Genomic DNA, 14732 nt, shown 5'->3' on the forward strand with positions numbered 1-14732 from the left:
CTTTATCAAAGTGAACTGAATATAGCGAAGGTGATTTATATGATTATATAAACATATTTTTTAGTAAAACTTGTTTCGTATTTTTCAGTTGATCTAATTTACGTTGTTGAAGAGTGATAGTGTTATCTAGTTGTTTGAATACATCACTTATCTTTTCTTGTTCTGAATAGTTCGTCATAAAGAACTCAACCTTAGAAAGATCTTTCCCATACATATGAGCAATAGTTGTACCAACAGTGATAGGGAATAATTTTTGTCTTTGTGAATTAATTTGATAACTCATAAAAATAGATAAAACACGAATATCTTGTTTGGGTCTGGCAATTATTATATCTCCACCAAGCTTAACGTTATTTAACATAATCGCATTTGCTTGTGCCGTACCATTAGGAACCGTAGAACTTCCTGGAAATAGCAAATCATTTTCTTTTGATAACACTCCGTCATCATCAGAACTTAGATATACTTCACTAATTACTTCTGAATATTTTGTGTAAAGATGCCCATAAGCAATAGCTGGATCATCCTTAGAATGAGTAAAACTATCTAAAGGTAATCCCTTACCTTTACTAAAATCATAAATTGAACCTAACTTCCGCTCTTCCCAATCCCCTTCAAACCCAGCAAACCGTAATTTCGGCACCGTTTCGCCTTTACCTGGGAACATTTGCTGTAACAACGCTGCTTTTAGTTGTTTTAATTGGTCTAACTTACGCTGGTGAAGAGCGATAGTGTCATCTAGTTGTTTAAAGAAATTCCCAATTTTAATTTGTTCCTGTATGAATGGGACAATTATTGTTGTTTGTAAAATATTTTTATTGTACAACCTTTTAATTGTGGTACCTTCAATTCCATTCCATTTTACAATAGAATAAAAATGTTTTAAAAATAGATTATCTAATTTTCCATTGTGCTTTAGCCATACAATGTTTGAGTCTTGATAATAGGCTTCTTCCCCTTTGTATTCAATAGTTTTACCAATACTCCCTGAGGCGGAAATTAAAATATCTCCTACTTGCGGATATGGATATTTACTCTTATAATCTTCAAATTTTTCACGAGTAATATACGCATCTGGCTTACCACCAAAAGTTCCAATTTTAAAAAAAGGTATTTCGCCATTTTCAAAAGTTTCATCTTTAAAAATTCTCTTATTCATTACTACAGATCCTAAATCTCCCAATTTACGCTGTTCCCAATCGTCAGTAAAACCTTTAAACCGAAGATTTGGTGTTTTTTGTGAGTTTTTGTTTATACTCATTATCCCAAGACCTCCTTCAATGCATCAATGATATCTTTGGTATCATCTGTTACCTCTAAATCATCAACCATCGCTAAAAGTTCTTTAGAAACTGCTTCAATTTCTTGATCAGTTTGTTTCATTTCATTTTTTAAAGCCACAACATCAATCGGTTCAGCTTCTTCAAATGTATCGACATATCGTGGGATATTTAGGTTGAAATCATTTTCTTCGATTTCTTCATATGTCGCAACATGTGCATATTTCTCTACATTTTCACGTTTTAAATAAGTTTCATAGATTTTATCTAAATGTTTTTCTTCTAATTTATTTTGATTTTTGACTTTAGTGAATTCATTTGAGGCATCAATGAATAGCACATCACGACTATCACGGTTTTTCTTCAAAATAACAACCGTTGTTGGAATACTTGTATTGAAGAAGATATTTGCTGGTAAGCCAATAACCGTATCAATTGCGCCTTGTTCTAGTAAGGCTTTACGGATTTTACCTTCAGCAGCGCCACGGAAAAGTACACCATGTGGTAGGACAATGGCCATTTTCCCATCATTCTTCAAGTGGAAGTAACCGTGTAGTAAGAATGCGAAGTCAGCTTTTGATTTTGGCGGTAACACACCATAAGAAGCGAAACGTGGGTCATCTAAGAAACCTTTTGCTGCTGACCATTTTGCTGAATAAGGTGGGTTCATCAGAACAGCATCAAAGTTTGTAGGTTCATCTTGTGGCCAGTCCACATCTAACGTGTCCCCATTACGTAAAGTCTGATTTTCTGGATCTACATTATGTAGGAACATATTCATACGAGCTAGGTTATATGTTGATGTATTTAATTCTTGACCAAAATAACGAATTGTTGACGCTTCATTTGAATATTTAGACGCATTTAATAGCAATGATCCTGAACCCATTGTGGGGTCATAGACTGTTAAACCTTTCTTATCTTCTTTATTTGCCAAAGCGATGCGGGTCATAAGCGTAGACACCTGGGACGGCGTGTAGAACTCCCCAGCTTTCTTACCTGAGTCCTCCGCAAACTGTCCGATAAGGTATTCATAGGCATCTCCTAATGCATCCCCGTCATAATTAGCCAAGTTTAAATTGTCTAAAGCTTTCATGACTTGAGAAATCGTATCGTTTTGTTTTTGTGGTGTAGCACCTAATTTTTTAGAGTTTAAATCAATATCTTCGAATAAATCTTCAAAAACGTTTGACGATTGTTCAATATCACGTAAACCTTGTTGTAAATGTTCACGTTGGAATGTATGGTTATTGATTTCTTCCATCAAAGCAGAGAATGTTAATTCTGGTTTAATTCGATAAGACATTTCATAAACCAATGCAGATTGAAACTCTTCGCTAAATTCATCATCCGCATAAGCTTCACGGTACATATCTAAAGCTTCATCTAAATTTTCTGTCTTTTCTTCCAACATTTCCGATGAATGCACTAGCATCGTATCTGATAAATATTTGTAGAAAATCAATCCAAGTAAATAGTTCTTATACTCACTAGCGTCCATTTTAGAACGTAATACATCTGCCGAAGTCCATAATGCTTGATATAGTTCTGTTGCTGTTCCCTTAGTCATGTAAAATCCTCCAAATATAATTTAATGTAATCACTTTTATTGTTTAAAATACATAATTAAATACTATGCATCTATTATAACAGATGTGTGAATGTTTATAGCGCCGATTTGTAAATGTTTCCCAGCCTCTTGGCATTTTTATTGGCTTCTCTTATTTCAACTTATTTGTGATAATTAATTCGACCAAGAAACTACACAATCTCTGACTTGTTACTCTATTAACTAACTAGAATCTATATTAGATTGTTAAATCAGAAAAAAACTCTATTTTTTCTCTGTGATTTCAGTATCAAAAACAATCGATTATGAGACAAAGGAAAAAGCACCCTCCTTGTACCGAAAGATGGGTTTTTTCGGTTTCAAAAGCCATCTCACTATCTATAGGCCTTTAACCACCCTTTGTAATACAATAAAGATAAAAAAAGGGGATGAGGACCATGAGTGGCGATGTCTACGGCTATGCGCGCGTCAGCACGCAGCACCAAGGACCTGATCGATCTCGTCAGCTACTTCGAGGAGCAGGATGTGAAGCTGGTCAGCCTGAAGGAGAACTTCGATACGAGCCCCCCACAAGGGCGGCTTAGTATGACCGTCTTCCAGGCCTTCAGCCAGTTCGAGCGCAGTTCTATTTGATTATCTTATCATTTAGTTTATGTCTCATCAGGTAATCTAGTGTCTTCTTGTTTAGGGTAAATCAATTTTGGTCCATTTACGACAGCTGTTGCGCCGTACATTCCTATTTCATGAAGAATTGTTTTTTTCTCTGTCATGATGTGGCGAACCATTAATCCTTTTAACGTCAACGTATTTGAAATCAAAAGCCGGTGGCATCGCCAAGGAACGCTTTCAGAACACATGTAGCAAACGCGTTCTTTCCTATCGATTTCTATCAACTTCTTTATCCCTTTCTCATACTCTTCTGTTAAACTGTATGCCGCATAATTGCGAAAAGAGGTGTTTCTCCATCCGTCTATCAACGACTCATCGATTTCCCTATTTTTCTTTCTTCTGCCGCCCAATTCGGGCATATGAAGGTAATGGATAGATTGATCTGGCAGCCATTTCTCCATGTTCTCTTTATTGAACTGAGGCAACCGCTTACTGCCTGGATAAGCACGAACATCGATCAACATTTCTATCTTGTATGCTTTAAGCAATGATAAAAGTTCTTCGGTGCTGTGTGTTGAATGCCCAACTGTATAAATCTCCATCTTGAGTCCGCCTTTCTTGCCACCTTTAAAAGGTTAGCTTCTCTGTACCTCTTATTCTTGTCTTTCTTTCAGCTTGAATCAATAGATAGGTATGATTTTCTTATGATCCAGGGATTGGCTCTACTAGTAGTGCGTGCTCATTATTGTCATAATAAGTAACTTGTTTTGATACTAAATCGCTTGCCCAAAATGGAACTCCAACTTCTCCAGTTAACTCACAAATAGCGGTTTTGTCTATGGAACCTGAATATGGGGAATCCCCTGTCTCTATTGGGTTAGGTAGGTCAGTTTCCGCTTGTGGCGGGTCAAGGTACTCTTACTAATTCCAGTCATCTTCTCCACCTCTGTGTAGGAGTGAGTCTCTAGGAGACTCATAGCCAGAGTGATCTGCTGTTGAGAGAACTTTTTTGGACGACCTTCTCGGTATCCTGGTCGCTGTTTAGCAATCTCTTTCCCTTCTTGAGTTCGTTCTACGATTAGGTCACGTTCAAAGTCCGCGAAGGCGCTAAAAATGGTGAAAATTAGTCTACCTGTAGACGTATTCTCAATCACGCCCAAGTTTAACACATTAATCTTAACCCCTTTTTCGAAGAGTACTTTAATCGTGTTCAAGGCATCTTGGGTGCTCCGAGCGAATCGGTCTAGTTTTGTTACTACTATCGTATCTCCAGTTTGAAGTTCCTGTAGGAGCTTTTGAAATTCAGGACGATCGTTTTTCGTTCCGGTAATTTTTTCATAATAGATCCGTTCGCAATGTTCCTCTTCCAGTTGGCGCATCTGCCCTTCTAAATCCTGATGGCGAGTACTTACCCGAGCATAGCCATATTTCACGTTATTCACCCTCTTTTTCACTTTACTTTTGACTATAAGTTATGACACCGTTGTATGTATTGATTTTACTGGATTGTAAAATCATAGTCAATACTCTTGAATTATGACCATATACTAACGATTGATATTAGACTAAACAATATAAAAATTTTTCTCTTAAAAAATGTGTTTTCAATTTGGCAGAAATAACACCTTAAACTTATACAAGAAAATTATTCATCAAATCTCTGCACGTGTTAAACACTTAATTAAAAGGGCTTGTATCCTTTAAAGTCAAGTCAGAGTAACAAAAAAAGGATCTTTGACAAGTAGATTCTTTTGTTTGGTAACTTAATTATAGGAGCTCACTGGTCTTTTTTCATTTAAAAATAAGATTTAGTGCCAGTGAACCGATTGGTTCACCAACACTAAATCTTATAGAGCCCAAAAAAAGCCAAAAGCACGTTTGAATTGTGCTTTCGACTCTTCCTTATTTTTTATAACGTTGAGGATTCCAGTTTCTTAATCCCTATATTCGCATATCCGCTGATAACGGTTAAAATAGGCGACAATAAGCAGAAAAACGCAAATGGCAAGTAGGTTAACGTTGGAACACCTAAGGCGGTTGAGATGAACACGCCACTTACTCCCCAAGGAATCAATGAATTAATAACAGCACCGGCATCTTCCAATACACGTGATAGAGCTAAAGGTGATAAATCTGATTGCTTATAGGTCTTCTTAAATGCATTTCCTGGTAAAACAATCGCTAGGTATTGTTCTCCGACTAGAGCATTTACCCCAATAGCAGATAACGCTGTTACAAGAATTAAGTTTCCAATCGATAAACTTGCATCCGAAATAGGCGACATTACGGTATCAATAATTTTGAATTCCATTAATAATCCACCAAGAGCTAGGGCTAGAATAATCAGCGAAATAGACCACATCATACTCTGAACACCACCTCGTGACAATAACGCATCAATTATTTCATTGCCCGTTGTTGAAACATACCCTTCTTGAATGTAACTTGAAATTTCAGTCAATTTAACAGATGGAGAATTAAACTTCAATAAGCCTATCGACAAGCCAATATTAATTAATAACGTTGGAATTGCTGGGATTCGTTTCCATGAAGAAATGAGTATAAAGATAATTGGAATAGCAGCCAACCAATTCACTTGAAAATTAGATTCTATTACCTTTGTTAACCCCACAACTTGATTTGTTGTTGCAAGCTCATTATTCATACCAAAGAATAAAAATAATAAGGTAGATAAAATTAAACTTGGAATCGTTGTCCACATTAGATTTTTTATGTGCTTAAACAGATCAACTTCAGCAATCGCGGCTGCTAAATTCGTACTATCTGACAGTGGTGACATCTTATCGCCAAACACACTACCTGAAACAATGGCACCTGCTATTAAACCAGGTTCGAAACCCATAGCTGTTCCCATTCCTAGAAAAGCTAAGCCAATTGTAGAAACAGTCGTTAGTGCTGAACCAATAGATGTACCGACTACGGCACAAATTAAAAAGACCGATGGAATAAAAAAGCTCGGATTCAATAATTTGAAACCAACTACCATCATCGAAGGAATAATTCCAGATGCAATCCAAACAGAAATAAGCGCGCCGATTAGAATAAAGATAATCATCGGTATGATACCTGTCTTAACTCCTTTTTGAATGCCATTATGAATCTCTTCCCAAGAGTGTCTGCGAAATCTTCCCCAAACAATCAGCAACGTAATTGCCAATAGTAAAGGTGTTTGTGGATCTAATTTAAACTTAATAATGCTAACACCAATCATAATTAATAATAGTAACAGTAAAGCTAAACTTTCTCGTATGGACAACTTTTTCATTCTATACACTCCTGATTTTATAGTGATGAAGTAAAATTAGTCATACGATAATAAGTGATGCCCCCTGTAGTGTTGCATAAAAACATGCTACTACTCCCTTTCTTTCCGATATGTACCCTTCTACCTTAATATATCCAGCAGAAAATACTATTTCTCTAGTATCAACCATTAATAAGCGAATGTCAAAGCAATTTAGTATATAAAAAGAATAAGACTTTTGCGAAGTAAATGTTTGCATTAATGTGAGCCTTGGTTTTAGAACATTTTAACTTTCGCTTGACAAAACCAGTCAGAGATCGAACAACTAATTATCGGTGAAGCTTTCAAATGTTCAACACAAGGAGGTATGCGTAGATCTCATACTAGCAACTCTAGAGTTTAACCCGCCTTGAAAGACACGGTGTATCGCATTTATTACATTCTGATAATCTAAAACAATTAATAGTACCACTTCATGAGCCTCGTCTCCTATTTCAGCTATTCCGACTTGGGCAGCTAAATAAGTTGACGTTATTTTCATTTGATATTCAACCGGTTTTTCTATCGCTATTTGTTTCACCTTAATAATTTAAGTAGTTTTATTTTGTATGATCAATTTATTACACCCCACATTACAATTACCAAAATATTCTTTTATTGCTAGAGAGAACTATGAATCTGCCTAATTGGTTCGTTATGTAAATATACGTTATTCACTTCAAATTTTATTTTTTATTCCTACTTATTTTTTTATTTAGGGATAACATTTTTATCCTTTTGATCCTGAATGTTTGTGCAGATGATGATTAAAAGGTATCAAACAAAAAAAGTATACAAACCACTTAACAGTCTGGATATAGTCGATCAAATAATGTAGATAGGCTAATGAAAAAGACAATTTCCAGCTCTTCTCATGCACGTACGTTTACCTTGCCTATAGTTTGAAATCGCCTTAAAATCGTTCTCTTTATTTCCATAAAAGCAAAAAAGCAGAGAATTTCAGAAAAAATAAACTCTTTGCTTTTTTTAATTATGTTTAAAGCGAAATTACACAATTACACTTGTGTAATTGTGTAATTAGAATATGTAAATCTCATCTAGTTAAGAATTATATCCAACTATAAATGTCCAAAAAAGTATATAAAGTGAAATTAATGTAATTATTGTCCCTATACCTATACTAATGAAAGCTGAAGTCTTGCTTTGTTTTCGTACTTTAAATCCAGTGGTTACTAGCAAAACTCCACCAATCAAAAAAAATGCTTCAATAAGTAATACAGACCATTTAAATTCTAACATAGTTTTAATAATCCCCATAAGTCACCTTCGTGTTAGTTTTTTAGCACTACTCCTTTGCTACTACCATTTCTTGTGATATACAAATGCCAAACACCAGATCTGCCGGTAGTATTTAGTTTTACATTAGCAGTTTCTGTTTTTGTTCCTCCCCAATTACCATTGTAAATGAGTTGTACGGTCCCATCTTTACTACTGTGCTTTTTAATAGAAGTATCTTTGATTTTTCCACTTTTCCAATTGTATTCCAAATCATATATTTTATTGATTTTCAAAGGGGAACCTGTGAGATGTGTTTTGAAGGAATAAGTGTCTGTTGAGCCCTTATATGTATATTTGTATGCATTACCAGCTGCTAATGCAGGACCACCCGAACTACCGCCTCCTGGTCGAGTAGCAAAGGTTGTCATTTCGGGCAACTCCTTAGATATAATTATCGTTGCTAATGTTCCATCTTCTTCTTCAAATGTCACTTCTTCATAATAATCTTTTTCTATGTTAAACTCTATTAGCTGTGTTTCTTCTGAATTTGTTTCTGGTAATTCACTCTCAAATTCACTAGCTATAACATTTTGACTACAGATAAGCAAACTGGACAATCCTGTAATAAGCGTTAAACTAAATATCATCTTTTTCATCATGTTTCCTCTTTTCTAGCTTATATATAAGCCATAAAACTCTAGCAATAAACAACAGAATAAATATAGGCAATAAATGATATAGATTAACTAGTATTAGCATGACTATATCAAATAAACCACCTGCATAATCGTATTCTACAATTTCAACAATGTTCATTATTAAAATCCCCTTTTTATTTAAATTTCTGTATAAATTATTTTTTAAGTATACTCGTGACTTCATTGCAATAAGTACATTATTATTGAGTATAGTTAATTTGAGTAACTTATTCAAATATTTAGTCAAGTCCATATAATTGTGTAAAATACAGTACACTGCTTTAGAGCTTTAACCTATAGGTTAAAATTGAATATATTTTCTGGTAGAGCTTAGCCAATCTTCGTGACGATCAATAAGAACCGCACCGATTAAACGAGTGGCAGAGGCATCATTCGGAAAGATACGAATCACTTTTTCTCTGCGTCTGACTTCTTCATTTAATCGTTCAAGAAGATTCGTACTCTTTAATCTCGATTGACCTTTACCGGCAACGGTGTATTGAAAGGCATCTTCGAATCCTTCATCTAATTTTTGACAGGTTTTATGGTATTTTAATTGTTCACCATAACCACTTACTATAGCATTCTTAGCCTTGCGAGCTGTCTCAATATCCGTGAATTTGAAGAGTGCTTTGACTTCTTCTCTGAAGGGTTCTGAATCTTTCTTAGGGATACAACTAAGGATATTACGCATAAAGTGAACTTGACATCGTTGCCATGAAGCGTTTGTAAATGATTTCTTAATGGCTTTGACTAAACCCTTGTGGGCATCAGAAATGACCATTTCCACTTCACTTAACCCTCTGGTTTTGAGATAGTCGAAGAAGAGAGACCAGGTCTCGTCACTTTCTTCATTTTGAATCATAAAGCCAATAATCTCACGCTCTTCATCTCCTGATATGCCAATTGCTATATGGCAACTTTTAGATACGACACGATGATTCTCTCTGATTTTTATGTAGATAACATCTGTCATAACATAAGGAAAAGACCTGTCTGATAGAGAACGATTTTGCCATTCAGAGACCATAGGGTCTAACTGGGCAGTTAAACTGGAGACAAAGGATTTAGAGACTGATTTACCGCATAGTTCTTCAACGATTTGAGAGACTTTACGTGTAGAGACACCAGAAATATACATCTCTAACATAGAGGCTAACAAAGCCTTCTCATTGCGTTGATATCGCTCAAGTACAGTCGGTGAAAATCCACCGTCGCGTGTTCTAGGAACTTTCAATTCAAGAGAACCAATACGAGTCGTTAATTCTCTTTCATAATAGCCATTACGCTGACTTTTTCGAGCCTCTGACCGTTCATAATTTTTGGCTTGAATATAATTTGTTCGCTGCTCGTTCATCAACTGATTAAATACAGTTTGTAGAATTTGCTTGGCTGCATTATCTTTGACCGAATGGTCAATTAAACTTTGAATATCTTCTGTTTCCAGTGTAAAATGTACTTGGGTCATATGGTTGCCTCCTAGGTATGTTTTTAGTGGTTAAAAACATTGTACCGTAAAGAGGCGTTTATATGGCCTTTTTGCTTTTACACAATTATATGTACTTTATCAAAATTGACGTAGAAACTATTTTTGATCGATTGAAAGGTGTATTTGGTATGCGAAGAACCCATGTCAGAGGCAAGTAAGCTGTACATACTGACATTGGAATGATGCTTATGAGCATGAACTTAACCAAATTAGCCCTTGAGGTTAGAAGAAAACCGGAAGCTTTTCAACACAAATCAGTCAAAAATAAAAACCGCGACGAAACAATCACATTTATGATTATTTCATCGCGGTTTTTATTTTTAGAGCTAGTTATTTCCCAGCGCCTTTTTCATTTTCTAGGTACCTTTCTATTAGGCGCTTACTTTTAACAAAAGACTTATGGAACATTATAAAGTTCAACAATCAAACCACTTTAAATAGAGTGAAAATTTAAACCAAAGAATTATCTTAAGTACTCCATATGAAAAGCGAAATGATCTTCCAAGAAAGTAGCAATGAAGAAGTAGCTATGGTCGTAGCCTTCTTCCTTTTTGTAATCTACGGCTACATTATTTTCCTGAGCATTTTTCAAAAAATACGTTTCTGTTAATTGTTCTGGATAAAACCCATCTTCAGTTCCTTGCGTAATGTGAATAGGCGGCATCCCGGTTCCTTTAACCAGTTCGGAAGCATCCCACTCTTTCCAGGAAGTTTGATTCTCCCCTAAATAAGTGGTGAAGGCTTTGATCCCCCAAGGAACTTGACTAGGGCTCAAAATAGGAGATAAAGCCGAAATCGCTTTGAATCTCTCTGTATTTTTCATGCCCATTACCAAAGCGCCATGCCCTCCCATAGAATGCCCCATAATGCTCTCTTTCCCTGAGAAGTTGGGCACTAGAGAGGACGCAATCGCGGTTAACTCCTCTGTGATATAGGTATACATCTTGTAATGCTTAGCCCATGGTTCTTGGGTCGCATCCAAATAAAATCCTGCACCTTGGCCAAGATCCCAAGACTCATCATCAGCAACATGTTCTCCGCGTGGTGACGTATCGGGAATCATGACAGCCACTTGATATTTTTCAGCCAATCTTTGGAAGCCACTTTTATGACTAAAATTATCATCGGTACACGTTAAACCCGATAACCACCAAATAAGCGGGATTTTTTCCATTCCCTTATTGGACGGCAAGTAGAGACTAAAGGTCATGTCGCACTGTAACACTTCTGAATAATGGCTGTACTTACGCTGTTCTCCACCAAAAGAGCGGTGGTTTTCAATAAGCTTAAGATTCACTTCTTCACTCCTCATATGTTAAAATCGTTCGAATCGATTCGCCCCTATGAAGCAAATCAAATGCCTCATTAATGTCAGTAAAGTTTAAGTGATGGGTGATATAGGGGTCCAAGTCAATTTTACCCTCCATAAAGTCCTCCACCATTCCTGGTAGTTCCGTTCTACCTTTGACTCCGCCAAAGGCTGATCCACGCCATACGCGTCCCGTTACTAATTGGAATGGGCGAGTATGAATCTCTTTCCCTGCGCCGGCTACACCGATAATAGTGCTTTCCCCCCAGCCTTTATGACAACATTCAAGAGCAGCCTTCATAACTTCCACATTTCCAATACACTCGAAGCTATAATCAACTCCCCCATCCGTCATTTCAACGATGACCTCTTGAATAGGACGATCAAATTTAGCTGGATTCACAAAATCGGTTGCGCCCATTTTTTTAGCTAATTCAAACTTATCTTCATCTAAGTCGACAGCAATAATTCGGCTGGCCTTTGCTTGGACCAATCCTTGAATAACAGCTAAACCGATAGCCCCAAGGCCAAATACGGCTGTCACCGCACCTTCTTCCACTTTTGCCGTTTTGTGTACAGCGCCTATCCCTGTAGTTACACCGCACCCAAATAAAGCGACTTTATCAAGGGGTGCTTCTGGGTTAATTTTTGCTAAAGAAATCTCAGGTACGACTGTATATTCGCTAAAGGTACTGGTTCCCATGTAATGATAAATCGGCTCTCCCTTATAAGAGAAACGCGTGGTTCCATCAGGCATTAAACCTTTGCCTTGCGTTTCTCGCACGGCACCACATAAGTTGGTTTTACCAGAAAGACAGAATTTACATTCCCCACATTCAGCCGTGTACAGTGGAATAACATGATCCCCTGGTTTTACGGAAGTCACTTCATCCCCTACAGAAACGACAACACCAGCACCTTCATGACCTAGTACAGCCGGAAATACACCTTCTGGATCATCACCCGATAAAGTAAACGCATCAGTATGGCAAACTGAAGTATACAAGATTTTTACTAAGACCTCTTTTGCCTTTGGTTCTTCTACATCGATTTCTACAATTTGGAGCGGTTCTCCTGATTTAAATGCAACAGCAGCTTTACTTTTCAATTGAATACCTTCTTTCTTTTGTTTGCTAATTTACTTTTCCATAATCTCATATTATAATTCATTAGACAATACTGACGCTTTTGTCACTATAAACAAAATATCAATAGAAAGAGATGGTACTATATGACCATTCATTATAAAGAAAAAACTTTTTTCACTAGCAAAGATTTGGCTTTATCCGTTATAGGTGGACGTTGGAAAATAGCGATTATCTGGTGTTTGCTCCAACAGTCTCCATTAAGGTTAAGTGAAATACAAAGATACCTTCCCGATGTCAATCAACGTATGTTAATTAGACAATTAAGGGAATTAGAAGAAGATCAAATCATTACTAGGGTTGTATACCCGGTTGTACCTCCTAAAGTAGAGTATCAACTAAGTGAAATTGGTTTACTCTTAGAACCCGTTGTAACTTCTATTTGTGATTGGGGAGATAGTTTTAGAGTTTTTTTGAAAGAAAGCGCTGATAAAATTTCAGTTGAATAATAAACTGCACAAACATTTTTGAAAACAAAAGTCCCTAATCGCTTTTATGAAGGCGTTTCTCAACTTCTTGAATGATCAATTTGATAGAAGAATTTGAGAAAAAGAAGTCAGGCTGCAGGCTTAGCTTCCTTTTTCATTTATCATCTAGAATTGAATGAGTAGACGATACACGTGCATAGCCTACTTTTATATTTTTCACTCCTTTTTATCAGCTTACTTAATCGACACTCATAATAAACACTAAAAAAGGCGAAAAAACAAAACCTTATCGCTGTCTGTTCTAGGTACACCCTAAATAGACAAAAAACTCACATTTATATTAAATATGAGTTTAAAAAGCTTTATTATTTTGTTGAATACATTTTTCCTTGTACTCTATCTTTCTCTGTTAACATTCTTTCAGACACTGGTAGCATAAATATATCTTCAATAGTTCTTGTTAACTCATTATATTTATGGTAATCCTTATAAGCGTGGTACCCTACGAATACAAGCGCCAATTGTAAAATTAAGCTAGACAAATAAAAAAGAGAAACTGTTGTAAACAAGTACACTAGTTTCTCTTCGGTTTTATTCTTTGATTTGTCAAATTAAGCTAGACAAAATATCTTTATTCATGTAACTCATAAATACTTCCAAGGGCGTTTGGTAATTTAATATTTTTCTAGGGATGTTATTTCGTTTGTCTGCAACAGAAGAAATGAAACTTTGGTCTACCAGATTGAAATCCATCGCCTTAGGCAATCCGTCTTTTCGCAAGAGACCGTTGGAATGCTCATTCAGACCACGTTGCGAAGGTGTTCCTGGATCAGCAAAATAGATGGCAACGTCGTGCTGGTTACTTAAAGCTTTCCAGTTAGAGAATTCTTTTCCGCAATCAAAAGTGATCGATTTAAATAAATGCCTTGGAATGGCATTAAACCAATGATCCATAGCAGCTTCAATGTCGCTGGCTCTCCGCCCATCGGGCTTCAAAGTAATAATGACCTTAGAAAGACGTTCTACCAAGGTAATGATGGCGCTCTTGTGATGAGCCCCCACAATGGTGTCGCCTTCGATATGACCGAACTCTTCTTCGAAGTCAGGATAATCGGTCTTTCTTTCAACAATATTCCGTTTGAAGGCTTGTTTTCCTCTTCGTTCTTGATGACCATTGGGTTTTCTTTTCCCCTTCATAGGAAGTGTAACTTCATCGAAGACTTTTTCTTTAAACTGCCGGTAAAGAGTTCGCATAGAACAGCTGATGATCATTTCTTTTCGTCCAATAATCACATCAGGAGTCCAGCCTTGATTTACTTTTTCCTTGATATAGGTCTGTTGTTCTTTTGGTAAGATGATTCTCTGTCTGCCACACCGTTTCTTATTTTCTTTATATTGTTGGTAGTAATCGAGGGCCGTATGGCCTTCTTTCAAGAAATGAATGACATTATAAATGGGCGTTCGAGATCGTTTCAGGAACTCAGCAATTTTAGCGACTTTAATATTTTGGTGATAATAAGACTCTATCATCACTAATTCATCCGTGGTAAGATGGGTGTAGGTCATTCGTGATCACTCCTATGTTTTCTTTGGTCGGAAATACATTTTGAGTGTACCACGAATGGCTTTTTTATTTGTCTAGCTTAATTTTACAATCGGCG

At 36.4% G+C, this 14732-nt stretch carries 14 protein-coding genes and 2 pseudogenes; 3 read left to right on the forward strand and 13 right to left on the reverse strand.

Annotation, left to right across the window (positions count from 1 at the left end):
- Nucleotides 1-43: 43 nt before the first annotated feature.
- Nucleotides 44-1261, reverse strand: coding sequence for a restriction endonuclease subunit S (locus BM137_RS08890; protein WP_092480814.1), 1218 nt, complete (start codon nt 1259-1261; stop codon nt 44-46).
- Nucleotides 1261-2850 (reverse strand): type I restriction-modification system subunit M, encoded by a 1590-nt coding sequence (locus BM137_RS08895; RefSeq protein ID WP_092480815.1) that lies wholly within the window; start codon nt 2848-2850, stop codon nt 1261-1263. The genes BM137_RS08890 and BM137_RS08895 overlap by 1 nt, the downstream gene beginning before the upstream one ends.
- Nucleotides 2851-3324: 474 nt before the next feature.
- On the opposite strand from BM137_RS08895, the pseudogene BM137_RS08900 reads away from it, so the two are divergent.
- Nucleotides 3325-3480: pseudogene (locus tag BM137_RS08900) on the forward strand (recombinase family protein); the annotation flags it as partial.
- Between the two features lie 20 nt (nt 3481-3500).
- Here the strand turns inward: BM137_RS08900 and BM137_RS08905 are convergent.
- The 8 genes from BM137_RS08905 to BM137_RS08940 all read right to left on the reverse strand — a co-directional run bounded on the left by BM137_RS08905 (nt 3501) and on the right by BM137_RS08940 (nt 10168).
- Complete coding sequence (locus BM137_RS08905; protein WP_092480816.1) at nt 3501-4061, reverse strand: DUF488 domain-containing protein; 561 nt, start codon at nt 4059-4061, stop codon at nt 3501-3503.
- 100 nt (nt 4062-4161) lie between these two features.
- Entirely contained in the window at nt 4162-4332 is a 171-nt protein-coding gene (locus BM137_RS08910; protein ID WP_092480837.1) for a DUF1398 family protein, read from the reverse strand.
- Nucleotides 4329-4892 carry a recombinase family protein gene (locus BM137_RS08915; protein WP_092480817.1) on the reverse strand — a complete coding sequence of 188 codons (564 nt, stop codon included), beginning with the start codon at nt 4890-4892 and terminating at the stop codon, nt 4329-4331. Before BM137_RS08915 ends, BM137_RS08910 begins: the two co-directional genes overlap by 4 nt.
- A gap of 476 nt (nt 4893-5368) precedes the next feature.
- Complete coding sequence (gene nhaC, locus BM137_RS08920) at nt 5369-6745, reverse strand: Na+/H+ antiporter NhaC (RefSeq protein WP_092480818.1); 1377 nt, start codon at nt 6743-6745, stop codon at nt 5369-5371.
- A 1080-nt stretch (nt 6746-7825) separates the two neighbouring features.
- The gene (locus BM137_RS11320) at nt 7826-8041 is read right to left on the reverse strand and encodes a hypothetical protein (protein WP_092480819.1); all 216 of its coding nucleotides are present in this window, start codon (nt 8039-8041) and stop codon (nt 7826-7828) included.
- 14 nt (nt 8042-8055) lie between these two features.
- Entirely contained in the window at nt 8056-8658 is a 603-nt protein-coding gene (locus BM137_RS08930; RefSeq protein ID WP_092480820.1) for a DUF5626 family protein, read from the reverse strand.
- A complete protein-coding gene (locus BM137_RS08935) occupies nt 8639-8818 on the reverse strand; it encodes a hypothetical protein (protein WP_092480821.1) in 180 nt (59 codons plus the stop codon). The genes BM137_RS08930 and BM137_RS08935 overlap by 20 nt, the downstream gene beginning before the upstream one ends.
- A gap of 183 nt (nt 8819-9001) precedes the next feature.
- Nucleotides 9002-10168 carry an IS256 family transposase gene (locus tag BM137_RS08940; protein ID WP_092480822.1) on the reverse strand — a complete coding sequence of 389 codons (1167 nt, stop codon included), beginning with the start codon at nt 10166-10168 and terminating at the stop codon, nt 9002-9004.
- 101 nt (nt 10169-10269) lie between these two features.
- On the opposite strand from BM137_RS08940, the pseudogene BM137_RS11470 reads away from it, so the two are divergent.
- Nucleotides 10270-10437 (forward strand): annotated as a pseudogene (locus BM137_RS11470) (transposase); the annotation flags it as partial.
- 215 nt (nt 10438-10652) lie between these two features.
- Here BM137_RS11470 and fghA read toward each other — a convergent pair.
- Both fghA and BM137_RS08955 read right to left on the reverse strand, forming a co-directional pair.
- Complete coding sequence (fghA, locus tag BM137_RS08950; RefSeq protein ID WP_092480823.1) at nt 10653-11486, reverse strand: S-formylglutathione hydrolase; 834 nt, start codon at nt 11484-11486, stop codon at nt 10653-10655.
- A 4-nt stretch (nt 11487-11490) separates the two neighbouring features.
- A complete protein-coding gene (locus BM137_RS08955; RefSeq protein WP_092480824.1) occupies nt 11491-12606 on the reverse strand; it encodes an S-(hydroxymethyl)glutathione dehydrogenase/class III alcohol dehydrogenase in 1116 nt (371 codons plus the stop codon).
- A gap of 123 nt (nt 12607-12729) precedes the next feature.
- Between BM137_RS08955 and BM137_RS08960 the strand changes: the two genes are divergently transcribed.
- Nucleotides 12730-13092, forward strand: a complete 363-nt coding sequence (locus tag BM137_RS08960) for a winged helix-turn-helix transcriptional regulator (RefSeq protein WP_092480825.1) — start codon at nt 12730-12732, stop codon at nt 13090-13092.
- 585 nt (nt 13093-13677) lie between these two features.
- On the opposite strand, the gene BM137_RS08970 is transcribed toward BM137_RS08960, so the two are convergent.
- Entirely contained in the window at nt 13678-14637 is a 960-nt protein-coding gene (locus BM137_RS08970; RefSeq protein ID WP_092480827.1) for an IS30 family transposase, read from the reverse strand.
- Nucleotides 14638-14732 lie beyond the last annotated feature (95 nt).

Origin of the sequence: Desemzia incerta (assembly GCF_900115825.1) — a bacterium.
GTDB classification, from domain to species: domain Bacteria; phylum Bacillota; class Bacilli; order Lactobacillales; family Carnobacteriaceae; genus Desemzia; species Desemzia incerta.